The sequence below is a fragment of the Nostoc sp. genome, from assembly GCF_036917535.1.
Classification (GTDB): domain Bacteria; phylum Cyanobacteriota; class Cyanobacteriia; order Cyanobacteriales; family Nostocaceae; genus Nostoc.
Genome location: NZ_JBALDA010000005.1, coordinates 1 through 26,619, shown reverse-complemented (window position 1 = coordinate 26,619; position 26,619 = coordinate 1). Strand labels below are relative to the sequence as shown.

Here is a 26,619-nt window from a genome sequence, read left to right as displayed (position 1 = left end):
TGCTACCTCACTTGGCAAAGATTCCCAATTGTTCTCAGAGTTGACGCAGATACTGTGTCAATGACTAACTATTGCATTTACTCCAATAGAAAAATAGGACTGTTACAGTTTTCGTAACAGCAAATTAGTAGCTTACAGGAATTAAACACAACTTGTGGAGTTGCTAATTCCTTATTGAGAAGGCTATAGAGACGAGTTATAAAAAATTTTGATTTATAAGAATTTTTATTTTTATGTATAAACGTATTGTAAACTACGTAATTATAAAATAATACATGTCCGGTTGATTAGTTATGATTCTTGCATCTGTGCAAAAATCTGAAAACTCTTTCTTTCTCTGCTCCCAGCAAGAACTGCCTTCTTAATGATAAGTCTCAACCGCACATGATATAACTACTTTTGTTAGGTTTTATAGATCGAATAACGTTTCTCTAAGGCACGAAATCTCGTTCCCATGCTCCGTATGGGAACGAGAAAAACGCTGTAATTTTACACAGATCTTTGTGTTGCCCTATTTCAATTAATAGGTACACTCCACCAAGCTAAACTGTAGGGTTGAGTCGCTTCATTGAACTTTTGACGAAACTGGACACGGATTTTGTAATTGCCAGTAGCACTAACGGGGCAGAAAATATGTTCTACATTATCAACTTGGCTGATTGAGGAGCAAACAGCACCAGTATTAGAATTTTGAGCATCAGCTTTTACCAAATAGAGATCAAGATTATTCAAACCGCGATCACGAAAATTTTCACCTACGTCATATTGCTGATTTTTATTTTTATCGTTGAGTTCTACCAATCGATCCCAACTCAGGGTGACAGCAACAAAACTTCCCTGCTTTAACGGTTTTGCTAATATATAGTCAACAGATGCTCCAACATCAACTGTGCGATAATCCCAACCAATAGCTGGCACCGCAGCTGATGCCTGCCATTGACCAGCATTAAACTGCTGATAAGCGCGAAATGCATTCAAATGACCCGCTCCCATTTGGGCATCCAAGGGAATCTTTGGATCTTTGTAAGCATCAGAATCTAGCCAGTTTTGATTTTGTTTATCAATTAGCGTCCGAGTCATTCCCAACCGTAAGCCATCGCCGCTATCTAGAAGTTTGTCTGCTGAATTCAGCAATACAGCTTTCATCACTTGATGACGCCGAGAATCGACGCTCCAGTGAAGTTGTTTTGTCCGCATCTGTCGGTCTGCAAGTTCCTGCAACAAAGCAACAGTAGCTGTAACTTGAGGTGTTGCAAAACTTGTACCTGTAACCTTGTTCAATTTGCCATCTGGATTGAGTAAAGGAATATTATTACCAGGAGCAACCAAACTGATAGCGCGACGCCCATTAAGGTCAAATTCCCTTCCAGCTAGTCTTCCATTCACCCCTTGGTTAACACCCGCCAGATTAGCCACGTCTACTTTGTTAAAAACTCCCCCTCGGCGGGATGAAAAAGCCACGTTTATTCCGTTAAAATTGTCGGTAGGAATAGGAATACCGCCTTTTCCCTGGTTGCCAGCGATCGCATACAAAACATCATGAGCGCGACTAGACCAGTCAACACATAAAGTTAGTAAAGCATTGCCGTCTAAAGTAGCTTCCGGTCGAGGATCGCGGCTCAGAGGTTCCCCAAAGCTAAAGTTAATCGCACGGACATCCCCACCATTTTGGAGCGCTATGTGCTGTGCCGATAAGCACTCTTCTGGTTGACCCATATTTTTAGTCGAACCCACCGCTGATGAATACAATCGTGCTCCTGGAGCAACTCCTGGCAAAGCTTTGTCTTGACTCACCATCACACCAGCAACATTGTAGGCGTGGGAGTCAACACCGCTATTAGACTTAGCTGGGCCATCGCGTAAGAAAACCGCAGCTACAGATATAGCACGATTTTTAGACACCGCCTTATCCCACCCAAACATTCCTGGCCGACCAATTTCCACTTGCCCAATAGCAATCTTACGGCCGATTAAATTATAAGGAGGTTTGTGTAGCTTTAGAGCATCAATGCCGTTAGTTCCTAGTCCAGATTCTAAAGCTGAAGCAATTACCGGTACACTTACACAAGAAGCAGTTAATCCCCAAAATATCCAGGTTAATTTTTTAGTCATTAGTTATTAGTCATTAGTCATTAGTCATTGGGTATTAGGCATTGGGCATTGGTTATTCTCCTTGTCCCTGCCTCCCTAGTCTCCAAAAAACCGGGATCAAAATTATGAGTCTTGCTCAATGTTTTGTTACAATGCGTACAGACGAGGACGCTTAAAAATCCACTAGCCATGACCCAAAACCACCTATCTCAAAAGCCCATTGTAATTGCTCCATCTATCCTATCAGCCGATTTTAGTCGTCTGGGTGATGAAATTCGCGCCATAGACGCGGCTGGAGCAGATTGGATTCATGTTGATGTAATGGATGGTCGTTTTGTACCTAATATTACGATAGGCCCTCTGATTGTGGAGGCGATTCGTCCGATTACAACCAAGCCCCTGGATGTCCATTTGATGATTGTGGAGCCAGAAAAGTATGTAGAAGATTTTGCTAAGGCGGGTGCAGATCATATCACCGTACACTGCGAACATAATGCTTCTCCACACCTGCACCGCACCTTGGGGCAAATTAAAGAGCTTGGTAAGACAGCTGGAGTTGTACTTAATCCTGGTAGCCCTCTAGAACTAATTGAATACGTTTTAGATTTGTGCGATTTAGTACTAATTATGAGTGTTAACCCTGGTTTTGGTGGTCAAAGCTTTATCCCTGGTGTGTTACCCAAAATCCGCAAGCTACGCCAAATGTGTGATGAACGTGGTCTTGACCCGTGGATTGAAGTAGATGGGGGACTGAAGGCAAATAATACCTGGCAAGTTTTAGAAGCAGGAGCTAATGCGATCGTCGCCGGTTCAGCTGTGTTTAAGGCTAAAGATTATGCTGAGGCTATTACAGCAATTCGCAACAGCAAGAGTCCTACTCCAGAATTAGCTAAGGTTTAATTCATTTTTGAATTAACCATTAAACAAGAGATGTAGCAGTGCTACGTCTCTACAAGACTTCTAGATTAATTTCACTAGATATCTATTCTCCACAAAAAATAAGGTGGGCAATTTGCCCGCCTTATTTTTTTCTATACAGATAAAAAACTGGAAGATATTCAAGTTTTGAACTTCCAGTCTTGCTATATAAATTGAAAGTTTAGAAACCAAAGATAATCCAGATTGGGAGGACTAGGATTACAATAGTCGAAAGAGAAGGTATAAGCTACTAGTTCTACCAGCCAAAGACAACAATTAATTTCACCGTAACTTTTCTATTTCTGTTCCTGGAATTGGTGTTAAGCGTTTGCTTTATTAACTAAAGCAACACCAACCACGAAATCGAAAGTTTTATCAGCATTACTCGCACCGTCTGCAGTCAGTGAAAGCTGTGTAAAAATTGGCTTGGGGGAATCCACCTCCTCAAATTTTCTTTGCTCAGACTTTCTCAGAAAAAGAACCACCAGTAGCAACGGTTGGATTATTGGTCTTGGTCTAGGAGTTATTTACTCCATGAAATGCTGACTACTTTTGTAATCAGTTTAATTTATTTCATAGTCAGAACTAATAGTCGATTTTATTTTTTAAATTAACTTGCTTGCCAAATCACCTCTATTTTAGTTTAAATTGTACTTGTTATTAGTTTACCAATATCATTAGTATATATTTGCCATTTTGGCAGATTTTTGCAAAAAAATATCAAATTAATGACTGCTATAGAAAACCTGCCATGCTATAAATTTTCAATTAGCATTGCAGGCTTTCAGATAATCAACTTTAGAGCAGAATCTATTGATTCTAAATACTTTTTAATTGAATCCACAAGATTTCAAGGAAACGTCTTGAACATTTTCTGGTTTTAATGGCTATTTGCTGTGTCAATCTCTGGTCTAAACTTCCACCAAGGATTTATAAAAAAGTTAGGTTTAAAACCTCGTATTCGTGGGCGAAAAAATCCTTGTCTCACTCGGTAGGTGGAAACCCCACAAGAAAGTGGGTGGCTGTATTTAATTTTGAATTTTGAATTTTGAATTGATTCATGCTTTTTGCTTTCTAACTACTTCTAGATAAGTAACGTCTTTAATTTTGCTTAAGCAGCTTGATGACACATTATTATCAGACCGGGAATCATGAGTATGTTTCAACATTTTTAGATTTTCACTTTGCTGTTGTTTTGTCCTATCTGCTTGAGAGTTCTCTTTGAGCAATCGATTGTAGGTGCGATATGGAATGTAATGGAGAGGATTATAACCACCAAATCGCAGCATTAAAACACATGCCCAGGAATACTTTCCAGCAAGAATTGCTTCAACTACTTTGTCAAATTGTTGAGCTTTTACTGTCTTATCTAAGTTACTACTAATACCAGCAATGTCTTGATTCATCATAGTGTTTAGTTATTTTAGGTGAAGTAAACTATTTTCTTCTCTGCGATTGTTGATGTTTTAATTGAGGTGTACGGACTGCACTAGCCTTTTTTGCAAATTTGGAATTGCTTATGGCAAATTATCAGCAATGGAGCGGTGTTTGATGTTTACAATGGATAATAAACCATAAGTAAATAAATTTTCTTGGTTCACATGCTTATATTTCTTACTACTGTTGAATTAGGCAATTTCCGGGAAGTTTGCATATTTTTTAGACTAATAGAGAAAATATATTTATCTTTGAGCATTAACAACACCATTCGGATTTATACTATTTTTTGTCGTTAATGTCATCTACTAATATAGTATATTTATAGGTCAAATTTACTGAATATATTCCGATACTTACTTGTGTGTTGTGCAGCTTTTAGTTTTGTCCCCCTTTATAATTTTTGAGGGGTGTTACCCCTCACCCGATATCATTTTAAAACCTTTATTATTGTCGAGTAACTAGAAAACAATACCACTAAATAGAATGTAAAACAACTTGTAAAAATATTATTTGATAGAGAAAAAAACCGTTCAAAGCAATAGCATTGAACTTATTTTTCAATAAGTTAGATTAGATAATAAGACTCATTAGACTTGTCTTGATTGGTTTGCAAAAACTACAGCTTTAGCTTATCTAACTAAATATAATCGCTGTCAACCACCCGTAAATATTTCATAACGATCAGCCAGTAATTATAAAATATATCAGTTGAAAAATAAAATTACTGATTAGTGATAATATAGATAGTTATAAGAGCCTTAGCTGAGTCAATAGAAAAAGCCACAAATGGATAACTTTACTCAAAAAATGTAGCAAGCTAAGTCTGTACAATATTAGAGAATTTAAGAATAGATAGAAAGCTAATTAACACAGAATGTGATTAAGTTAATTCAGCAGTAGTTTATATATGTATAAATATCTAACAAATTTATAAAATTGAGATTACAAATGTAGTATAGGACTTACGCAAAAATCGCCAAAAAGCTTAATTTATCGAACCGCCAAGACTTCCAAGAACGCCAAGAATCGTAGAGTGTGCGTAAGTCCTATAGTAATTGGGCTAAATGGTTGTACAAGATTAAAAATCAATATGCGATCGCCTTTATCTCTCAAGACAACTACATAATGAATTACTTGACAATGAGCTATCCAAGGGTTATAGTATGAGTCCACCTTACTAAGATAAGTCCTCACTGATACCGCTTCACATCTTGAAAGTTTGGGCTGTTTCTACTAAAGGCTGGTGAAATGCACCTGTAAGATTTACTGGTGTTAAGTTACGCAAGCTGTAAGGGTTTAAGCCTATGCCCCAGTGTTGGCCAATCATTGCTAAACACACAGCGCCACAATCTGATAAACTTTGCTGTTAAGTAAAGGAATAGGCATGTCATAACCTAGCTTTTGATTGTAAACGTAGTCTGGGAACTATCAGCAATATTTATAGCTAAAGCTAGTAATATTTGCATTTTTTGAAACATTAGTCTTAAATTCTCAATGCTTCAACTCTTACCATTACTGAAATTTTCCTTCGCTTCCGGAAACACTCGGAAAATAAAATCGCAAATCTAAACTTTGCTTTTCCAAATGAAGACAGGTTAAATTTGGTAGGTGGAACACGATCGTTCGTAAGGGTGCACATCTGTCATAGGTGTCAACTTAAAGTAGAAGTTATACCATTTCACTTTCAGGTTGATGTAAATAGGCAGCAGGGGAATAGAGAAGTAGGGAATAGGAGAGAAAAAGTTAGAGACAAATCATTTGTATTAAGTATTTTGTGAAATGGTATTAGGTAAGAGTAAGGGTTCTTATGCCCTCATTCCCTAACCCCTTCTCCCAATATGGGAGAAGGAGAACTGGAGAATTTAATCCCTTCTGCCAATTTTGGAGAAAGGGCAAAACTCATACAATCAGAAGATTTCAGCTAAAGTTGACACCAATGACATCTACGTGTGTTGCATCAAAACGAGAACCACTTTGATAGTCAATCAATTAATAACTAAGTAAATTCCCCAAATCGCCATTGCCCGTAAGTAAGTGCTAGCGCGAAAAGTACCAGTTGCGGTGATAGCTTCCGGCGTGCGAAATTGCAGACCATTGTTATAAATTTGCTGTACCACAGCTTGCGTCAACCTCAACGCTTCATCCTTCATTCCCATCTGCACGAGAAAAGACGCCAGCCCAAAGTTTATCCCCGTCCAAACTTCTAAAGGATGAGTAGCTTTGGGATTTTCTGGTGAACCATCACGACGAACACCATTAGCAGCACCAAACTCACCATTGCAGAATTTCAAAAAGCAAGCATCATAAACAGTTTTCAGAGCAGAAAGAGCGCGATCGCTCGGTACAATATCAGGTAAATCCAGCAGACGGGCGTAGAATTGTCCGCACAATTGATCTGCCATCACTACATCGGAACCACTTTTACTATCAAGTCGGTAATATTCCCCATTCCAGAGTTTTTCTTGGTAAATAGGAAGAGATTGTTGTAACCAATTTTCATAAGTGGATTTTTGCGCCGCCAACTCTGCTGTGTTACTTGTCTGGTAAGTTAATAAAATATCGCTAATTGCGATCGCAGCTTCTAACGCCGCCAACCACAACCCCCCACAATAGGCGCTGACACCCTGTAATCGCCAATCATCAAAGGTTTGATCGGGTGCGCCAGAATTTTCAGGAATCCCATCGCCATCAAGGTCAAAAGTTTTCAGGTAGTCGAGGGTTTGAACGATCGCATTCCAGCAATCTGCCAGGAATTCCACATCGTCAGCCCCCGTGAGCAAAAAATCACGGTATACTTGCAAAACAAAATCACTACCTAAATCTTTCCATAAATTACAGTCTTGATAGCTGGTGTAATTAGTTTTCTCCCAGACGTGTTCATTGGGTGCGCCTAAATCGTGGGGTGTTGCACCTGCAACTTTGCGAACTGCAATTGGGCTTTCTGCCTTAATTGTCATGTAATAGCCAATTATTCGGGGAGTATCATCACCTTGAGGAATCGCCCGTGCAAATGCCCGCATTACCGACTTTTCTAATTCTGGAAATAGCATCAGCAAGGCAAAAGAGCCATATAACCGCACATCTAGACTTTCATACCAACGGTAATCTAAGCACTCTAGCACTGCAAACTGACCGATGGGGTCAAGTTCTGATGCTGCACTCCAGAGAGTACCGCCGCTAGTGAGGTCATAAAGCTCATTAAATAAAGCCATTTTAAACCAGTTGGGTAAATCTTCTCGGTCGAGAATGGGTTTTTGCCAAGTTTGAATTTGCGATCGCCAGGTTTGGTATTCTTGTAACGCAGTGGATGCGATCGCCCAGGCGTTGTTTCCATTTCTATTAAAAAAGTCTGTATATCTGCGGTAATAGTTAACTCCAGCCGCAAATTCTGTGATCGGCAAATCCCAAGCGACGACAAAGGGGATTTCCAGAGTTTCGCCTGGTTGGAGAGTGAAACGGAGTGCGATCGCAGCCCCTAATTGTGTATTCTCTGTTGCTGGAGTAGTATCAACATAATTAAGCAAAGACCCATCTTGGGCAAAGCTTTCCCATATTTCCTCACCCGTACCTTCAGGATTCCAGCGGCTCTGGTGAAATACTTCTACTTGGGGATGTTTCAGCGTCGCTATACACCAAGTTCCGTCGCCTTCTTGCAAAGGTTGATCGCTACCAACCCGACCTAAAACACAGCCAACCTGTTGTGTATTTTCAACTATCTGGTTGTAGTTTTCTTGACTTTTACCCCAGCGCGGTTGGTATTCGTAAACTGGACTACCATCATCGCGTACCTGCACTTTGGGAGATTTGAGAGCATTTGTAAACCAGCCCACCATATTTTGCCAAGTGAGCATAATACTGAGAGTAATCGGTGTATCTGTCGGGTTGTGGGTATTCCAGAGGAATATTGCCACAGGGTAGCTAGTTTCTTGGTAATTGCCTGCCCAGACCGGGGAAAATTGCTCACAAGTCAACTGTGCTTGAAATACATTTTCATACACAAACCAGCTACGTGGATATAGCGCATGATAATTGCCCGTCCCCTTTGTGTCTGCAGGTGTCGGATACCATTGCCAAGCCTTGAGAGTGCCATCATCGGGCGCTTGGGTAGATAAAGCATAGGCTTGGGAAGATGTACTATTGGATTCAAATACACTGAATTGACAAGCGGGAACATTTTTGAAGGTATGCTCACCGCCGTCGATGTGCCACAGGTTAAAGTCTCCCCGTGAAGAACGACCGATGCAACCTGCACCAAAGCCGCCTAAAGGCATACCATGCCAAGGGCCATCATCAATATTACTTGCATAGCGGACTGTATAAGGTTTGTCCCAGTCTAAGCCGATGGGACGGCTCCAAGTGCAAGAGGGAATTTCTGGAGAGAGTTGATTTGTCATCGCCTAATGTTACAGCGTGCAGTTACGTCAATGAAGACTAGCGCGATGTGAGATTTTTCTCAAGGTAGTAGCACGGTAATGGCCATTGGTGTCAATTTCAGCTGAAATTTTTTAACTAGTCGTAGCCCGCCTTTAGACATCGCTCCCGTAATTACTACCAAATCATAAGGTATAGAGCTTATCCCAGTCACTAAAACTTTAATATTGTGCTTCTACCGTGTATTACTCAACCGCTACTTGAATTTTAAATCTAGAGTTTTTAACTCTAATGGGTAAATTACTAGTAAATTTGGGTATTTTAAAGCACAGAGGTAATTTCTCAATAGTTTTAGCAAAAAAGATGACACAATACGCCCTTGTGGTTGAAATTGCTCAGAATGACAACAGTTTCGGCAGCCTGACTAAACCTATCAATGATGCAGAGGCTGTGGCTAACACAGAAAGATTTTTGCTGGTGGTAGATGAGTTTGAGGAAGTATTTACAGTTTGTATAGATAAGGAAGAACGGCAGAGATTTATTGAACTACTGACTGGGGTAGCAGAGATTCATGATTCGCGGTTAGCAGTTGTAATTACTATGCGAGGCGATTTTCTTGAATCTTGTTTAGATAATCCTTCTCTGACTCACCTGATTCCAACCCAGGCAGCAGTTATGCTGCCTTTAACTGGAGTTGATTTAAAGGAGGCGATCGCCAAGCCTGCCAAGCTTCAGGTTCATAGTGTTGAAGAAGCAGGAGCAGGAGTATTAAAAATTCTCCCAAATCTTCAACAAGAACCAAGGAGTTTGCCATTGTTAGAGTTTGCCTTAACTAAACTCTGGGAGAAACGTGAGCAAAAGAAACATCAACTAACCCAACAAGAGTATGAGAAGTTGGGAGGATTAACTGCGGTGTTAAATCTTCATGCAGAAAATGTTTATCACTACCAAGATTATGAGAAAGAATATCCAACTCAAGAACGCAGTCAGCAAGAAAAAGAATGGATTAAGCAGATTTTTTTGTGGTTAGTGCGAACGGGAGAGGGAGAAAAAGATACCCGACAGCGCCAACCAAAAGCCACATTATTAAATATTGCAGGTGATGATGCCAATCAACAGCAACAACTTAGTGAGTTGCTAGATGGTGAAGCGGGATTGGTTAAGGGACGCTTATTAGTTACTGGGAAAGATGAAAAAGGAGAAATCTGGATTGATTTAGCCCATGAAGCTTTAATTGAAAGTTGGCAGCAGTTTGCCCAGTGGCGACAACAAGACCGAGACTTGCGACCGTTGAGCGATACATTAGAAAATACCCGACGGGAATGGTTGAACGAAAGGCCAGATGACAAATATTTAATGCAAAAGGGATTGTTGGCCCAAGTGAGGGATAGCTGGCAACAATTGCAATCACCCCAACAAGATGAAGATTTTTACCAGCGCAGCAATGCCGATGACAAAGACCGCATTGCCGAGTTGGAAAGGGCGCTTACTGAATCCCAGTTGCGAGAGAAAACGGCTAGAGTAGAGAATTTATTGCCCTTCCAACCCCTAGATAGTCTAGTTTTGGCAATTCAAGCTATAGGGGAAAATCAAGAGAAACTACCCCAGCAGATTCTTGCATCAGTTCAAAACAGTTTGAATCGGGTGGTGAATAAAGCAAGAGTCTCGATTCCCTTCCGTGGTCATAAGGGTTTGGTCAATTCTGTCAGCATCAGTGGCGATGGGCAGACGATTGTCAGTGGCGGTGTTGACGGCACAGTGCGGTTGTGGAACCTGCAAGGTCTTCCCTTAGCTGAACCTTTACATGGTCATAAGGGTGATGTCTCTTGTGTCGGTATCAGTGGCGATGGGCAGACGATTATCAGTGGCGGTGTTGACGGTACAGTGCGGTTGTGGAACCGCCAAGGACTTCCCTTAGCTGAACCATTGCTTGGTCATCAGGGTTGGGTCTATTGTGTCGCGATTAGCCAAGATGGGCAGACGATTGTCAGTGGCGGTGTTGACGGCACAGTGCGGTTATGGAACCACCAAGGTCTTCCCTTAGTTAAACCATTGCTCGGTCATAAGGGTGATGTTTGGTCTGTCGCCATTAGCCAAGATGGGCAGACGATTGTCAGTGGCGGTCGTGACGGCACGGTGCGGTTATGGAACCACCAAGGTCTTCCTTTAGCTAAACCATTGCTCGGTCATAAGGGTGATGTTTGGTCTGTCGCGATTAGCCAAGATGGGCAGACGATTGTCAGTGGCGGTCGTGACGGCACGGTGCGGTTATGGAACCACCAAGGTCTTCCTTTAGCTAAACCATTGCCTGGTCATCAGGGTGATGTTTGGTCTGTCGCCATTAGCCAAGATGGGCAGATGATTGTCAGTGGCGGTCGTGACGCCACAGTGCGGTTATGGAACTTGCAAGGTCTTCCCTTAGCTGAACCATTGCCTGGTCATCAGGGTGATGTCAGGTCTGTCGCCATTAGCCAAGATGGGCAGAAGATTGTTAGTGGGGGTACTGACGGCACAGTGCGGTTGTGGAACTTGCAAGGTCTTCCCTTAGCTGAACCATTACCTGGTCATCAAGGTAATGTCAGGTCTGTCGCGATTAGCCAAGATGGGCAGAAAATTGTTAGTGGGGGTACTGACGGCACAGTGCGGTTGTGGAACTTGCAAGGTCTTTCCTTAGCTGAACCATTACTTGGTCATCAGGGTTGGGTCTATTGTGTCGCCATCAGCCAAGATGGGCAGACGATTGTTAGTGGGGGTACTGACGGCACGGTGCGGTTGTGGAACTGCCAAGGTCTTTCCTTAGCTGAACCATTGCTTGGTCATCAGGGTTGGGTCTATTGTGTCGCCATTAGCCAAGATGGGCAGACGATTGTTAGTGGGGGTACTGACGGCACGATACGGTTGTGGAACTTGCAAGGTCTTCCTTTAGCTAAAGCATTGCATTGTCATCAGGGTGATGTTTGGTCTGTCGCCATCAGCCAAGATGGGCAGACGATTGTTAGTGGTGGTAGTGACGGCACGGTGCGGTTGTGGAACCGCCAAGGTCTTCCCTTAGCTGAACCATTGCTTGGTCATCAGGGTTGGGTCAGGTCTGTCGCCATTAGCCAAGATGGGCAGACGATTGTTAGTGGGGGTACTGACGGCACAGTGTGGTTGTGGAACCGCCAAGGTCTTCCTTTAGCTAAAGCATTGCCTGGTCATCAGGGTGATGTTTGGTCTGTTGCCATTAGCCAAGATGGGCAGACGATTGTTAGTGGCGGTGATGACGGCACGGTGCGGTTGTGGAACCACCAAGGTCTTTCCTTAGCTGAACCATTGCTTGGTCATAAGGGTTGGGTCTATTGTGTCGCCATTAGCCAAGATGGGCAGACAATTGTCAGTGGCGGTGAAGATGGCACAGTGCGGTTGTGGCGCGGTGACTGGCGTGCATGGTTGCAAGTCTGTTGTGACAGGTTACGTTACCATCCCATCTTCACCAATCCGCAAACAGAGGAAGCAAAAGCCGCCTGCGAAACCTGCCAAAAATATGTTTGGAGTAAAGTAAGCGGGTAAAAACACTCACTATTTAGGCTCAGAACTCCAGTTTTCACCTTCAAAATTTGGAAGTTCATGCTCAAAACTCGGAATTTTATGTTCACAACTGCAATAGCCGAGATCCAAGGGTAATACCAATTCAATTAATGATTGCAACATATCCTTGAATAAAGACGCGATTCATCGCGTCTCTACAAATGGTCTATTTGTTGCATTCTTTTTTCAAATTGGTATAAATTATGGTGAGTGAAAGGCTTAGGCGTAACCCGCACTTTGACAAAGCTCACCTTTTGACGTTGGAATTTTTATTGGTGTTCTTTAAATTCAACTTGTATATGTAGGCACTCTAAAATTAAGCAATATACGAGAGACTAATTTCTATGTCCATAGCCCCAATTAGTGCAACACTAGCGCAATCAGATAGAGATGCTGTGTTGCAAGCGATGTCTACGACAAGCCGCTAGCCTTCGGCAATGCTCCGCGAACGCGTCTACGCCACAATTAAAGACAAATTACCATTTTAGAAGTAGTGGCTACACAAATTAAATCCACCTACGTAGATTTCATCAAAGTGACAGAGGCAGTTTTTGTTAGTGTAGCTGCATCTTTGAGGATGTAAGCGATCGCCTTTGATGACCTCAACACTTTAATCGCTAAATCTCAACTCAGCAGCTTAGTGGTATTGCTCGTGTTGTACTACTAATGTCTGTCTTATTCATCTAAACGGTGTTGTCTCGCCTGTTAATAATGCGATCGCTCCCCTTCAAAACTTCATCATTCCACCTCTGAACTCGAAAGTTGCACCTTTTACCCTCGAAGTTGCACCTTTTACCCTCGAAGTTGCACCTTTTATCCTTGCAGTTGCGCCTTTTATCCTTGCAGTTGCGTCTTTTATCCTCAAAGTTGCACCTTTAATCCTCAAAGTTGCACCTTTTATCCTCGAAGTTGCACCTTTAACCCTCATTATTCTACTTTTGAACTTAAAGCTTGCACCTTAGAACATAAATTGTCTAGTTAAAAGGGCGTAAGTCTAGCTTGTCGGAGACATTGCTCAACCTCTGAGCTTAATTAATAGGTTATTTTTACTCATCTAAACGCTGTGCGATCGCATTCAGCAATGACTCAAAGTCTGATTCGCTGTGAATATTAGGGGTGAGCGTGTTCATATCTTTTAGCAGGTTGGTGAGTTCTGCGATCGTGTTGCGAATCTCAGTGTATTGGTCAATTTCTTCACGAAATCCCTGCAAATTAGCTGCACCAACTTTTTTCATCTCTTCGTCTAATTCTTTAATTTCGTCTTCCCAATGCCTAATATATTTAAGTCTGGCAACAGGTTTATAAATTTGGGCATCGGCTAACACAATCGGGAAAATTCTATTATAAAATTCACCATTTTTAGCAATTTGCACTAGCTCAAACATACAATTGGGAGATTTTAAATACTTATCACTAATAACCGCAATAACACATTTACCGCGTCCAATTCGTTCCATGAAGGCTTTGATTAGGCCTTTGTAGCCCAAATCGCGTTTATCACAGATGATTTTAATTCCTTTTGCCTGCAAAGTTTGATCCAATTTATTGACAAATTGCTCACTTTCTCCGCCCCAAGCATAAGAAATGAAAATTTCCTGACTATTGATCGTCAACGATTCATTTCTCTCTTGCTCCAGTTCGCTTTGCAACTGTGCAATCTGGGGGTTGAGTTCTCTATATGCTCTATCAGATTGCAACATGACATCATCAATTAACCTGCGGACATCTACCATTTCATAGCTGTTTTCACACTCAATTTGATAACGACCAGCGCTCAAACGTTTGTTAAGTTTGTCAAGAGAATAGGAATAAGGTATGAGCAGATTTTTACAAGTTTCGCAGTTACAAGGAACTAGGGTTTGATATTGCAAACGTTCATAAGAGTTATGAATTTTTTCAAGTTCATGGGTGATGACTGCCATCAATTCTTTTGTACGGTTTCCGGCAACACGGATTTTAATCTCCCGTTGATTGTAGTTTTCAATGATTTCAGCACGAGTTTGGTCTTTGTTGAGAACAACACCGTTTTTCCAAACAAGTTTTTGCTGTTCAATCCAAGGGTGCGTCTCGACAATAAAGCGGGTGAGGATGCCTTTGGGCATGAATGTATAGGTGTAGCGCAGGATCAGATTGTGGCGATCGTCCCAGGTATAATCAGCTTTTTCAATGGAAAGCAATTGCGGCGCAATATAGATGTCACGGCGACCAGGAATTTCGTAGCAAAGCTTGAACCGCATCATTAATTGCAGTAGTTCATCGTGCATATCAGCATATTCGCCGCTTTTCCAAATATCTTTGAGGTCGTCTTTGGTAAAACAACCGAGATTTTGGTTAACAGTCTGATTATCCAAAACTTTGTAGACGGCAGTTGTCCCCCATTCTGGTTTGAGGATGACATAGTGTTTGAGTGTAGGATCGTCTTGAAAGTGCAGGCAAACGCCGAGGTCATGTAAATAGCTACTCAAGCGCAGCATGTCTTTACGGTCAGTTAAATTATTGACTCGGCAAAGGTTACAGTATTCTTCAAAGCTGACGTAATTTCGGGAATCGTTCTCTAGAGCGGCTCTGACTCTTACCCAGAGTTTTGGTAGAGGTGTACCAACATGGTCAAGATTACTGATGTAAAGTTGAATAGCCTTTTTTATCTCTGCTAAACCGCGATTAGTATCTAAATTAGTTGGCAGAATTTCCTTCAAGTTGTCAAATTCTCCTCGTAACTGGCCTCCATCGACTACGCACTGACGGTCTTGTTTTTCATTTTTGATGATAAAAACTGGACTTTTGTCGCTAAAGAGTTCGACAACCTTTAGCCACCAGTAAAAATCAGTGTTTTCTTTGCGAGTATCGGCAACTAAAGCATAGAGAGAACGCTTACTGAGGAAAAACTGATGTGTTTGATGGTAGATTTCCTGACCGCCAAAATCCCAGAGATTGACCCGAAAATCTTTGCCATTGGGCAGTGTAAAGTGCCATTGGATTACTTCAATGCCTTCAGTTGATTTTTCATTTGCCTGGAGTTTATAGTTTTCGTTTTTAATTTTCTTAGCTAAAGAGGTTTTACCAGCTCCCCCTTCGCCAACAATCAAGAATTTTGCTTCGTAGAAGGGTTCGGTTTCGGTTGGATCTTGCACCCGAAAATAGAAATCGAGAATTTCATTCACATTGCCGGGATCTTTAGATAAATCCTTCGACCCCAAAATCTCAGGTGGAATGGGGACTGGGTTTCTACGAAGATCCAGCTTTTTCAGGTTTGTTAGTTGCCTAATTTCCGTTGGTAAAGTACTCAGTTGATTATTCTGAAGGTAGAGCGTTTGCAGGTTGGTGAGGTGTCCAATTTCTGCTGGCAGACTGCTCAGTTGATTACCGCGGAGGTAGAGCTTTTGCAGGTTGGCGAGGTGTCCAATTTCCGCTGGCAGACTGCTCAGTTGATTACTGCGAAGGTCGAGGGTTTGCAGGTTGGTGAGTTGGGCTATTTCAGCTGGCAGACTGCTCAGTTGATTACCGCCGAGGTAGAGAGTTTGCAGGTTGGTGAGTTGGACTATTTCCGGTGGTAGACTGCTCAGTTGATTACTGCCAAGACCGAGCGATTGCAGGTTGGTAAGTTGGACTATTTTTGGTGGCAGACTGCTCAGTTGATTGTTGCGAAGGTGGAGGGATTGCAGATTGGTGAGTTGGACTATTTCCGCTGGCAGACTGCTCAGTTGATTGTACCGGAGGTCGAGGGTTTGCAAGTTGGTGAATTGGACTATTTCGGGTGGCAGACTGCTCAGTTGATTGTAACGGAGTCCGAGGGTTTGCAGGTTGGTGAGTTGGACTATTTCGAGTGGCAGACTGCCCAGTTGATTGTTGTAGACATGGAGCGTTTGCAGGTTGGTGAGTTGGACTATTTCCGCTGGCAGACTGCTTAGTTCATTGTCACTGATGTCAAGGGTTTGCAGATTGGTGAGTTGGCCAATTTCCGGTGGCAGGGTTGTTAAGCCTTCCCCAGAAAGGTCTAATTCTGTTACCTTGTCTCTGGCAGCTTGTTCAATAATTTGCAGCAGTTCTTCGTTAGTCATTTCGGGTTTTACAGAGGCGATGCCTGATGACGAGTTGCTGCTTAGACGCGCAGCAGAGAAATTGAGCTAATTAATAATGTAGCCTGTATCAAGGATTGCATTCAGACAATGTGCGTGCGATCGCAGACTCCAGATGACATCATATTTGAAGTTAGAGTATAGTTTTAGACGACATCAATTTTTAAAATGATGTTTATACTTAGAACTCAGTAAATGAAAGCAGGTGCATAATGAAACTACAAGATTTCTTGGGAAAAGATGAGAAATGGTCATTTGATGCGATCGCAGAAGATGCAGACTTAGCTCGTCAGATTCAGATATTGTTAATCGGCTTAGGTTTGCTGGAACCTCCAGCCGATGGTAACTTTGGCCCTGTTTCTGTGATATCTCTCAAAAAATTTCAAGAATTAACCAAGACTGAAGAGAGTGGCTTTTTAGGAGCAGTCACAGCCAAGAAATTAATTGAAACCAAAATAGACGATCTTCCTAAACCCCCCTTAAAACTAGGCAATGACATCGCTAGTAAGATTGTGAAATATATGCTAGCCAAAGGTTATCAGGTATTTACCAATCCCAAAGAATACAACATTGTTTATATAGAGGGCATAGATGCAGACTGGACTCTCAACAGTGATGCACCTAATGAATTTAACGATCGCCGGATTGTGATTGAAGTAGTAAATGGTATTCCCAAAATTGTCGATCACTGGGAAGCGACTACAGAACCAGGGAGGTACTACACTTATAATCCGATGAATCCCAAAGGAGCAGCTAGGATTCAGTTTGGACAATACAAAGCTTGGGCTGTTGGTATTCACGGCACAGCAGAGCCTCACGAAGCATTAGTGCAAGTTGGAGATATCACTGTTTATAGAGATTTCAACCAAGATTTTAAACGGACTGGCGACAAACTTGATACAGGTGATGATTTTTATGTGAATCAACACTACGGCTTTGATTTCCCCAGGAATGATATTCGCCTTGCTAGTGCGGGTTGTTTAGTAGGACGTACCCGTGATGGACATAGGGAGTTTATGGCGATTGTTAAACAAGATCGTCGTTATGTCGCTAATCGCAAATATACTTTTTACACCGCTGTGATTCCTGGGGATGATTTACTCAAAACCTTTCCAGGATGAAGTAATGGTTAATTGATAGCATTTACAGCATTTTGCATCTAAATGAAGTACATCCTTTACCCCCCTAATCCCCCCTTGTAAAGGGGGAAATTCCCAATCTAGTTCCCTCCCCTTTCCAAGGGGAGGGTTAGGGAGGGGTATTTTTGTACTTCATTAACTTGCAATCTGCTGTATTATTGTGATGCAAGATTTAATAAGGTAGCCCAGCTGTGCTACCTTACTTTGTCTAACTTTGTTCTTGTGGTTGCCCTATCTGTGCTGTCAGTTTTTCTTTATCCTGTCTGCGTTTTTTGGCGTAAAGTTGAATAGTGACTGCCATCAAAATAATCATGGCGAAAATAGCCCAAGCAGCGATATCTGTAGGTAGATTATTCTTAAACACAGCCAGCAAGACGATCGCGACTAACATAACTGTAGGTGCTTCATTTAAAGCACGTAATTGCTGACTATTCCAGCGACATTCATTTACTGCTAATTTCTTCATCAGCCGAGCGCAGTAATGATGATAGCCAATTAAAATCGCCACAAACAGCAGTTTGATATGCAACCAACCCTCTTTTAAAACGTCCGGTTCAGTGGTTAATAAACCGATGGCCATTGCGATCGTTACGTACATTCCTGGGTTAGTGATAATAGAGTAAAGGCGCTTTTCCATAATTTGATACTGATTTTTCAGTATCGTTCGTGCTGGTTCCGGTTCTTCGTTAGCTTCAACGTGATAGATAAAAAGACGTACTAGGTAGAATAAACCAGCGAACCAAACTACAAATCCGACAATATGAAAGGCTTTAAACCATGAATAGGCCATGAGTCCTAATTTCCTTTACTTGTGGTTGTGATGCATTTTTAATGGTAATAAAAAGGAGTCAGAATTCATAATCCTCCAACCGTGAAAGGATGGAGTCTTAACAATAAAGAATATTTGAATTTAGCCTCTTCATCTTCCACTTAGTAGTGATTTAGAATCCTCCACTAATTGATTTTGAATTCTGACTCTTGAATTCTGACATTCATTTTTATAATATCGATTTTTGTCAAAGCTATATTGTCAATGAGTATCTTTACGACGCACAAAGGGTAAAAGGTCTTGCAAAATTGTCTCGTGGTAGTGTTCTTGAGGATAATGTCCGACGTTATTAAGTTTTATTAATTCGGCATTTGGTACGGAATTGGCAAAGTTTTCGGCAATGTCTACAGGTAGCCAGGGGTCAATCATACCCCATTGAATCAGAATTGGTTGTTGCCATTCTTTAAAGCCAGTTTGTATTTCTGTCATGGCTGAATCAAGCTGTAAATTGCGAATACTTGCTAAGAGACTTCGACCAGACGAAGAAGCGGTTAAAAATGGTTTTCGATAAATATCTAAATCTTTATCTCCTATACGATAACGGCTTCCACCTTCTAGCGTCCGATCGACTAATAAGGGGTCTTGGGTCATAACTTCACCTGCTAAGGGTAAACCCATTTGTTTAATTTTCCAGGGTAATTTAGCAGCAGTTGAAATTGGTGTATTTAAAATAGCTAAATTAGCAATTTGTTCTGGATGACGCAAAGCATATTGTAGTCCTACAGAACCTAAAAAGCCTTGGACAACTAAAGAAAAATATTCAAGTTCTATGGCTTTAATAAATCCTTCTAAAGCTGTGATAAAAGCATCGGGAGTGTAAGCAAAATCTCGTTTTTCTGGTTTGGCAGAAAAGCCGTAACCAATCCAATCGGGAGCGATCGCTCTTGTACCCTGCTTCGCCAAAGCAGGTATAATATGACGCCAACTGTAACTTTGTGAAACTAAGCCGTGTAGCAACAATACCGGCACTAAGTCACTTCTCCCGATTGGTAAAGATTCCCGATAAAACCATTTCAGTGAATCTACATTGATTTTATGTTCTGTTATTGACACGTTATTTTCCTATATTGGGCATTGGGCATGGGGGCATTGGGCATGGAGAAGAGACAAGGTAGACGAAGAAGAGGGGGAAGACAAGGAGAGAAGTCTGAGCGCCGGAAGCCGGCGCTCAGAACTTCGGAGAGAGACTTGTTCAATAATTTCCCCTTGTCCCCCTTGTCCCCCTGCCTCCCCTGCTCCCCTGCCCCCTCATTCCCCTGCTCCCTGAGAAATAATCATCTCACGAATCGCATAAGCTGTAGCGGGTGCTAGTAAAACGCCGTTGCGATAGTGTCCGGTAGCTAGGAGGACGTTATTAAATCCTGGTAGCTTACCAATAACTGGGGCTGGGCGTCCTTCAGGGCGGGGACGTAACCCCGACCAGGTGCGGAGAATAGTAGCTGTGGCTAATTCTGGACAAAATGCGATCGCTTGTTCTTTAATAGATTCCAGCAGTTCTTGATTTGGCGGTATCTCATCGCCATTGCTAGGAAATTCCAATGTTGCGCCTACCCAATAATCTCCACCGCCCACAGGAACAACATGGATATCGTTACCCGTTATCGCTGGCTGGAAGTCGGGATTGCCTAATAAATGCCCCACACGCATTTGCAACGCTTGCCCAAGTACGGGACGGATATCAATTATCTGATTTAATTTTGCTGTTAGTGGGGTTGAACCTAGCCCCGCTGCAATTACAAACCAATCTGCGGCTATTTTTCCTTCTGTAGTCTCAAGGCGATGTCTACGACGGGCTGCGCCTACGCAAAATTCAGATGTTGAGCTTGGGGCATCCAAAACAGTCACACCAAATTTGAAAGTTACACCATTTTGCTGGGCAGCTTCAACTAAAGCTAAGGTGAGGGCAGTTGGATCGATCTGGCGGTCTTGCGGAGAATAGACAGCGCCAGTCACTTTTTCACGTTCTATTTGAGGACAAATATTCTGGAGTTTAGCCGTGTCCCAAATTTCTAAATTCCAGCCTTGAGAGTGGCGAATTTTTACTAGTTTTTCCCATACTGACATCCCCTCTAGGGAAGAATCAGACAAAAGCATGAGAATTCCCTGACGATTAAAAGGAATTTTGCGACCTGTTAAAGCTTCTAATTCAGGAATCAAAGTCTCATAGCGTTGGATGCTAGTTTGTCGCATCTGCCAAGCTTTGCCCTTGATTTTTTGGCTGATTACGCCCATCAAAACGCCAAGTGCAGCGCCCGTAGAAGCTTGTGCTGGTGGTTGGCGATCGCAAACTGTAATTTTTAGCCCTTTTACTAGACTTAGTTCATAAGCGATCACAGCCCCGACTACACCACAACCGATAATAACTACATGACTCATTGCTGTTTTCAGCCAAAGATGAGAGAGATGCGGGAGATCAGGGAACAGGGGGAGCAATTTTTACTCTCCCTCATCCTCCTTATCCCCCTCAGCTCATCTTACCTTGCGCTTAACTTGCCTCTGCTTCACTGCTGGTATTAGGAAGCAGTTGGAAGAATTTGTCAATCTCTGTGAAAACAGCTTGGGAGTTATTTAAAGCAACTAGAGGATTGCCAGCACTAGTAGCTTTATCAAGTTTAACTAGGTCGTTAAACAAATCTCGCGTTATTTGACGTGCTTTGGGTTGGTCTTTGGGTAGAAGGTTGGAAGTGACATAAGTCAGATTCAGCCTTGCTTCTGTTATGGGCCCATGTATAAAGTTACGCACATTGATCCAATCACCTTTTTGAATTAGGGTTGTCAACTCTTCTGAGCGATCGCGCACAGCCTGAATTTCAGGAACATAAGCCTGAATTTTTTCAAGTTGTACTGCTGTATAAGTCGGAGGTGCCACCGCAACACCAGGGCCACCACAACTAATCAAGAATGTGGCCAATAGTACTAGAAAAAATGAAAAAATCGAGCGTTGACGCACCATATATTGAACTTAATTGCTTTTGGTTTACTGATTAACAGTGTCATTTTAGATCGCTAGCGCAGTTAATCGTTCTTGTCAGCCAAGGATTTTGTAGAAAATCTTGATATTTTCTCTAAAAAGCAGAGTTCCGTCTGCTTTGGAGTAATTTTTAAGTACAATTACTTAATAGGTGTTAGGCAGTCCCAACAAGAAGCGATTTTTGGCTTCTGTTAGTAACCAGGATTGTTAGGAAAATATGATTTAGATTTGCTAAATCTCAAAGCTCTTGATAAGCTGAAACACCAATTATATAAGCCTTCTGGCGGTTTTTCTCTCTTCACATACCCGAAAATGCCGACGCAATATAGGAGTGTTTTTTAGTGAACGCAGCTGAACAGGCAACGAACCTTGAACTCGCCAGCAACATTGCCACAGTAGTTAATTTGTTCAAATTCGAGTTTCCTGATGCCAAATCCGATCTCAAACCGTGGAAAAATGACCCGGAAACCAGGGAATTAGTCGATCCAGATTCTATAGATATCGGCTTTCACTTTCCTGGTATTAGCAAATCTTGGCGAAGTCGCAGTATTTTAATTCAAATCCGATTTTATCAAGATCCCATCAATAATTCTCGCCGGGCGATCGGTGTAGAGGTAGCTGGATTTGATCATCGCGGTGAAGCGTGGCGACTTTCTACGGTAGAAAACTGGAGTATTGTCGGCGCATCTTCGCCTTCTGGTGAAATCGAGGAGAAACTCAAACAGATTTGCCGACAGATTTTAGAAGTTTTTAATAAACAAAGTCAATGAAATCAACTTGTGTCAAAGAAAGTAGTGAGGAATAATACAGAAGAAAGCTTTGCGTAGCCATAGCCCGCCTTATCACAATGACCACCGTAATATTTGTACATGGCACAGGCATTAGGGAACGAGAATACAACGAAACTTTTCAGATAATTGAGCAAAAGATTCACGCCCAATGTCCTGATATCAAAGTTGCTCCCTGTCTTTGGGGTGCATTAGGTGCAAAGTTCAATGATAATCGGGCATCAGTACCCTTGGAGAATGCGACACTGGCTTTATCTCCAGGAGAAGAAAATGCAGATATTGTGTTGTGGGGGCAATTATACCGCGATCCTCTGTATGAATTGCGGCTGTTGTCTTTGAAACCGATTGAGTCAGGAAATCCCTTTGGGGAAGAACCAGGGGATGTTTTACAATCTCGTGTGGCGAGTCTTACTCCGACATTGGAACTGCAAGCTAAGTTGCAAGAGGCGGGAATTGCAAAGGTATTTGAGCCAGCACGAGAGGTTATTATCCGCAGTGAACCGTATTATCAGGCATTGCTCACAGTTTCCAAATCTGATTTGAGTGAATATTATGCACCAATAGCTAGAGCAGTTGTGGCTCAAGCAATGTTTTTTAGCGAACAGCAAGAAAAATTTCCTCTGATACTCACCGATGCCCAATTGCGCGATAAAGTTGTGGAATTGCTGACTCTGGCTTTGGGAGAAGCGGAGTTAGGATTGGGTGGCTGGCTATTAAAGCCAGTTCTTGAATTAGCACAGCACGGCGGAACAAATTATGTCAGAGGAAACCGCTTTGAGTTAACTGATAAAATTTCGCCTATGCCTGGTGATATTTTGTTGTATCAGACGCGGGGTGAAAAAATCAGGGCGTTTATCCAGCAACAAATCGAAGAAGCAGAACCGCCAGTAGTTTTAATCGCCCATAGTTTGGGAGGTATCGCTTGTGTAGATTTGCTCGTGCAGCAGCAGTTGTCTCAGGTGGAATTATTGGTAACAGTTGGTTCCCAAGCACCATTTTTATATGAGATTAACGCCCTCTACAGCTTAGAATATGGGCAGTTATTGCCAGAGCATTTCCCTCAATGGTTGAATATTTACGATTTACGGGATTTTCTCAGTTACGTGGGTAATAGAATTTTCCCTGAGCGTGTGCAAGATGTGCGAGTGGATAGTAAACAACCATTTCCCCGTTCTCACGGAGCTTATTGGACAAATGCCAAAACCTGGGAGGCGATTATTTCGAGGTTGCCATAATGGTTTACCCCACCCTAACCCTCCCCTTGTAAAGGGGAGGGAACAAGATTTCTTTATCTTCCCGCTTTATAAGGGGAGGGAACAAAATTTCTTATCTCCCCCCTTTCCAAGGGGGGATTAAGGGGGGTAATTCAAGTGTGTAACCGTAGATTCCCTGCTAGGGAAGGAGGTTAGGGGATTAGGGGGTTAGGTCATTTTCCATAGGAGGTGAGAAACCAAGTCATCATGCAGTTGACGGCTAAACCTGAGCGGACATTTGGGTTAATTGTGGGTATTGAAAAGTACCATGAATCTGCTTGGAATGTGACGGGTGGAGGGCAAGCCGATGACGCGCTGAAATTTGCTGATTGGCTGCATCGGCGCGGTGTACCGAGAGAGAATATCCGGTTATGTTTATCAGCACTGGAAGAAAATCATCAGTTAATTGGGGAATGTGAGTTAACTGTAGAGCCAGCGACAGAGCAAAATATCTCCGACATTGTGACTAACTTTTTATCTCCAAAGTCGGGGGATTTGCTCTACATTTTTTGGGCGGGACATGGTGTGATTACTTCAGAACGAGAGCGTCGGTTGCTTTGTGCTGATGCCAATAAACAGAATTGGCAGAACTTAGATTTGAATTCTTTATTAGTTTTGTTGGGTTCCGATAAATTTCAGATTCGCAATCATATTTGTATTATCGATGCCTGTGCCAATTATGTTTTAGAGGCGAAGGGAAGACCAACGAATTTAGGTGGCAAAGCTTTTTTGAGCGGTCAGCCAAGGCAAGATAGTCAACAATTTGTATTACTGGCTACGCGGGAAGGAGAGCAAGCTAAGGTAAATTCTGAAAATAAAACAGGATACTTTTCTCAAGCGGTGAGAGAGGCTTTTGCAGCAGCTAATGGGACTTTCCCACCGAATATGAGGGAAGTTACTGAGGCAGTTAAGCAGCGATTTACTAACTTAGATAAAAAACAACTGCCGACTTATTTTTATTCCCATAGTTGGGATGGAGATATCGAAAAATCTCATTTCAACCCATTTGATATTCCGCATAATATTCAACAGAGTCAAGCGCGTAAGTTTGTTGGCAGGGATGAGGAAATAGAAGAATTGCGTCAGCGATTGCAAGTTAATGATGTTGTAGCTATTACCGATGTGACTGGACAAGGTGGCGTGGGTAAAACAGAATTAGCTATTCAATACTCATGGCAATATTTAGAAGATTATTCTGGTGGATGTTGTTGGTTAAATCCCCAAGGAACTGATTTAGGAACCCAGTTAATCAACTTTGGAATGATTCATTTCTCTAACTTCAATCCTCCTGAGCAATTAGATGCAACAGGTAAAGTTTTATATTGCTGGAAAAACTGGCAAGCAGGCAAAGTTTTATTAATATTTGATGATGTTAAAGACTGGAAACAAATTCAACCATACCTACCACTCAAAAGTTCTCGGTTTAAGGTGTTAATTACCACTCGTCAAAACACAGGGTTAGTATATCCATCACTGCCGTTAGGTCAATTATCAACAGATGAAGCTTTAGAATTATTAACAACTCTGCTGGGAAAATATAAAGTTGAGAAAGAATTAGAGTTTGCTAAAGGTCTTTGCCGATTTGTGAATTATGTACCTATTGGACTTTACCAAATAGCAGCACAGTGCCGAGAGCCAGGGAGAGTATTATGCTAGCAGACATCCTCGCACGGCTACAGAAGCAAGCATCAACAGGCGAGTCTGGTGTAGCAGCAGCTTTTGAGTTGAATTGGCAAAGCTTAGAACCAGAAGCGCAAAAATTGGCTTGTCTGTTGAGTTTGTTTGCTTTGGCTCCTATTCCTTGGTCTTTAGTAGAATCAGCAGCAAGTTCTAGCGATTTGGAATTTGACCTCAAAGCTAACTGCACTATTTTAGTTGAGCGTTATCTGCTGCAAGAATTGGCAGATGATATCCACCAAGTTCATGAACGCATTCAGGAATTATTGCGGCAGAAGTTAGAAGAGTTAGCTGAAGCTGACAAACTCAAGCGCGGCTTTTGTCAAGCAATGGTAGCCGTAGCACAGGATATTCCTGAGACACTCACATTGATAGAAATTGCTCAAGCAACTCTTGCCATCCCTCACCTTGCCGGAACTGCTACAGTTTACCAAGCTTGGTTAAGCGATGATGATTTAATCTGGCCTTTTGTAGGCTTGGGTAGATTTTACGAAGGTCAAGGAGCCTACACGCAAGCTTTACCTTGGCGTGAACAAAGTTTATCAGTTGCTAGAAAACGTTTTGGGGATAAGCACCCATATGTGGCAACTAGTCTGAACAATTTGGCAGAACTCTACTACTTCCAGGGAAGGTACAGCGATGCCGAACCTTTGTACATCCAAGCTTTGTCCATTAGAAAATGCCTGCTGGGGGATGAACACCCGGATGTGGCAACTAGCCTGAAGGATTTAGCATTACTCTACGATTCACAGGGAAGGTACAGCGATGCCGAACCTTTGTACATCCAAGCTTTGTCCATGAGAAAACGCCTGCTGGGGGATGAACACCACGATGTGGCATTTAGCCTGAGCAATTTGGCAGCACTCTACAAATCACAGGGAAGGTACAGCGATGCAGAACCTTTGTACATCCAAGCTTTGGCGATGACAAAACGCCTGCTGGGGGATGAACACCACGATGTGGCATTTAGCCTGCACAAATTGGCAGGACTCTACTATTTACAGGGAAGGTACAGCGATGCAGAACCTTTGTATATCCAAGCTTTGGCGATGACAAAACGCCTGTTAGGGGATGAACACCCCGATGTAGCAGCTAGTCTGAACACTTTGGCATTACTCTACTATTCACAGGGAAGGTACAGCGAAGCCGAACCTTTGTACATCCAAGCTTTAGCGATGAAAAAACGCCTGCTGGGGGATAAACACCCCTATGTGGCAACTAGCCTGAATAATTTGGCATTACTCTACTATTCACAGGGAAGGTACAGCGATGCAGAACCTTTGTACATCCAAGCTTTGGCGATGAGAAAACGCCTGCTGGGGGATGAACACCCGGATGTGGCAACTAGCCTGAACAATTTGGCAGGACTCTACTTTTCACAGGGAAAAGACAGCGAAGCCGAAGCTTTGTACATCCAAGCTTTGGCGATGAGAAAACGCCTGCTGGGGGATGAACACCCGGATGTGGCAACTAGCCTGAACAATTTGGCAGGACTCTAC

The 26,619-nt window shown here is 42.3% G+C and carries 17 protein-coding genes; 7 read left to right on the top strand and 10 right to left on the bottom strand.

The window, feature by feature from the left end; translation table 11 throughout:
* Positions 1-516 precede the first annotated feature (516 nt).
* Complete coding sequence (locus tag V7K56_RS01050) at positions 517-2,112, bottom strand: S8 family serine peptidase (RefSeq protein WP_334906751.1); 1,596 nt, start codon at positions 2,110-2,112, stop codon at positions 517-519.
* Between the two features lie 168 nt (positions 2,113-2,280).
* Between V7K56_RS01050 and rpe the strand changes: the two genes are divergently transcribed.
* Complete coding sequence (rpe, locus tag V7K56_RS01045; protein ID WP_334906749.1) at positions 2,281-2,991, top strand: ribulose-phosphate 3-epimerase; 711 nt, start codon at positions 2,281-2,283, stop codon at positions 2,989-2,991.
* 1,076 nt (positions 2,992-4,067) lie between these two features.
* Here the strand turns inward: rpe and V7K56_RS01040 are convergent.
* From V7K56_RS01040 to V7K56_RS01030, 3 genes are all read right to left on the bottom strand, one after another.
* On the bottom strand, positions 4,068-4,415 hold the full coding sequence (locus V7K56_RS01040) for a HetP family heterocyst commitment protein (RefSeq protein ID WP_334906906.1): 348 nt from the start codon (positions 4,413-4,415) through the stop codon (positions 4,068-4,070).
* A gap of 1,238 nt (positions 4,416-5,653) precedes the next feature.
* Positions 5,654-5,776, bottom strand: coding sequence for a hypothetical protein (locus V7K56_RS01035; RefSeq protein WP_334906747.1), 123 nt, complete (start codon positions 5,774-5,776; stop codon positions 5,654-5,656).
* A gap of 658 nt (positions 5,777-6,434) precedes the next feature.
* The gene (locus V7K56_RS01030; RefSeq protein WP_334906744.1) at positions 6,435-8,843 is read right to left on the bottom strand and encodes a GH116 family glycosyl hydrolase; all 2,409 of its coding nucleotides are present in this window, start codon (positions 8,841-8,843) and stop codon (positions 6,435-6,437) included.
* A gap of 340 nt (positions 8,844-9,183) precedes the next feature.
* Here V7K56_RS01030 and V7K56_RS01025 point away from each other — a divergent pair, with 340 nt between their 5' ends.
* Positions 9,184-12,369 (top strand): WD40 repeat domain-containing protein, encoded by a 3,186-nt coding sequence (locus V7K56_RS01025; protein ID WP_334906742.1) that lies wholly within the window; start codon positions 9,184-9,186, stop codon positions 12,367-12,369.
* Between the two features lie 745 nt (positions 12,370-13,114).
* On the opposite strand, the gene V7K56_RS01020 is transcribed toward V7K56_RS01025, so the two are convergent.
* Positions 13,115-13,315: a hypothetical protein gene (locus V7K56_RS01020; protein ID WP_334906740.1), complete on the bottom strand. Its 201-nt coding sequence runs from the start codon at positions 13,313-13,315 to the stop codon at positions 13,115-13,117.
* Between the two features lie 118 nt (positions 13,316-13,433).
* Positions 13,434-16,445, bottom strand: coding sequence for a leucine-rich repeat domain-containing protein (locus V7K56_RS01015; RefSeq protein WP_334906738.1), 3,012 nt, complete (start codon positions 16,443-16,445; stop codon positions 13,434-13,436).
* Between the two features lie 230 nt (positions 16,446-16,675).
* Here V7K56_RS01015 and V7K56_RS01010 point away from each other — a divergent pair, with 230 nt between their 5' ends.
* Positions 16,676-17,584, top strand: a complete 909-nt coding sequence (locus tag V7K56_RS01010; protein ID WP_334906736.1) for a peptidoglycan-binding protein — start codon at positions 16,676-16,678, stop codon at positions 17,582-17,584.
* A gap of 226 nt (positions 17,585-17,810) precedes the next feature.
* On the opposite strand, the gene hemJ is transcribed toward V7K56_RS01010, so the two are convergent.
* The 4 genes from hemJ to psbQ form a co-directional block, all read right to left on the bottom strand.
* Positions 17,811-18,392 (bottom strand): protoporphyrinogen oxidase HemJ, encoded by a 582-nt coding sequence (gene hemJ, locus V7K56_RS01005; RefSeq protein ID WP_334906734.1) that lies wholly within the window; start codon positions 18,390-18,392, stop codon positions 17,811-17,813.
* A gap of 240 nt (positions 18,393-18,632) precedes the next feature.
* Entirely contained in the window at positions 18,633-19,484 is an 852-nt protein-coding gene (locus V7K56_RS01000; RefSeq protein WP_334906732.1) for an alpha/beta fold hydrolase, read from the bottom strand.
* Positions 19,485-19,679: 195 nt separating this feature from the next.
* On the bottom strand, positions 19,680-20,807 hold the full coding sequence (locus tag V7K56_RS00995) for an NAD(P)/FAD-dependent oxidoreductase (RefSeq protein WP_334906730.1): 1,128 nt from the start codon (positions 20,805-20,807) through the stop codon (positions 19,680-19,682).
* Between the two features lie 109 nt (positions 20,808-20,916).
* Positions 20,917-21,384, bottom strand: coding sequence for a photosystem II protein PsbQ (psbQ, locus tag V7K56_RS00990; RefSeq protein ID WP_334906728.1), 468 nt, complete (start codon positions 21,382-21,384; stop codon positions 20,917-20,919).
* Positions 21,385-21,743: 359 nt separating this feature from the next.
* Between psbQ and V7K56_RS00985 the strand changes: the two genes are divergently transcribed.
* The 4 genes from V7K56_RS00985 to V7K56_RS00970 form a co-directional block, all read left to right on the top strand.
* Positions 21,744-22,172 (top strand): hypothetical protein, encoded by a 429-nt coding sequence (locus V7K56_RS00985; RefSeq protein ID WP_334906726.1) that lies wholly within the window; start codon positions 21,744-21,746, stop codon positions 22,170-22,172.
* A gap of 77 nt (positions 22,173-22,249) precedes the next feature.
* A complete protein-coding gene (locus tag V7K56_RS00980) occupies positions 22,250-23,425 on the top strand; it encodes a hypothetical protein (RefSeq protein WP_334906724.1) in 1,176 nt (391 codons plus the stop codon).
* Between the two features lie 207 nt (positions 23,426-23,632).
* Positions 23,633-25,099 (top strand): NB-ARC domain-containing protein, encoded by a 1,467-nt coding sequence (locus V7K56_RS00975; protein WP_334906722.1) that lies wholly within the window; start codon positions 23,633-23,635, stop codon positions 25,097-25,099.
* Positions 25,093-26,619, top strand: a 1,527-nt coding sequence (locus V7K56_RS00970) for a tetratricopeptide repeat protein (RefSeq protein WP_334906720.1), incomplete at its 3' end; no start/stop codon positions are given. The genes V7K56_RS00975 and V7K56_RS00970, both read left to right, overlap by 7 nt.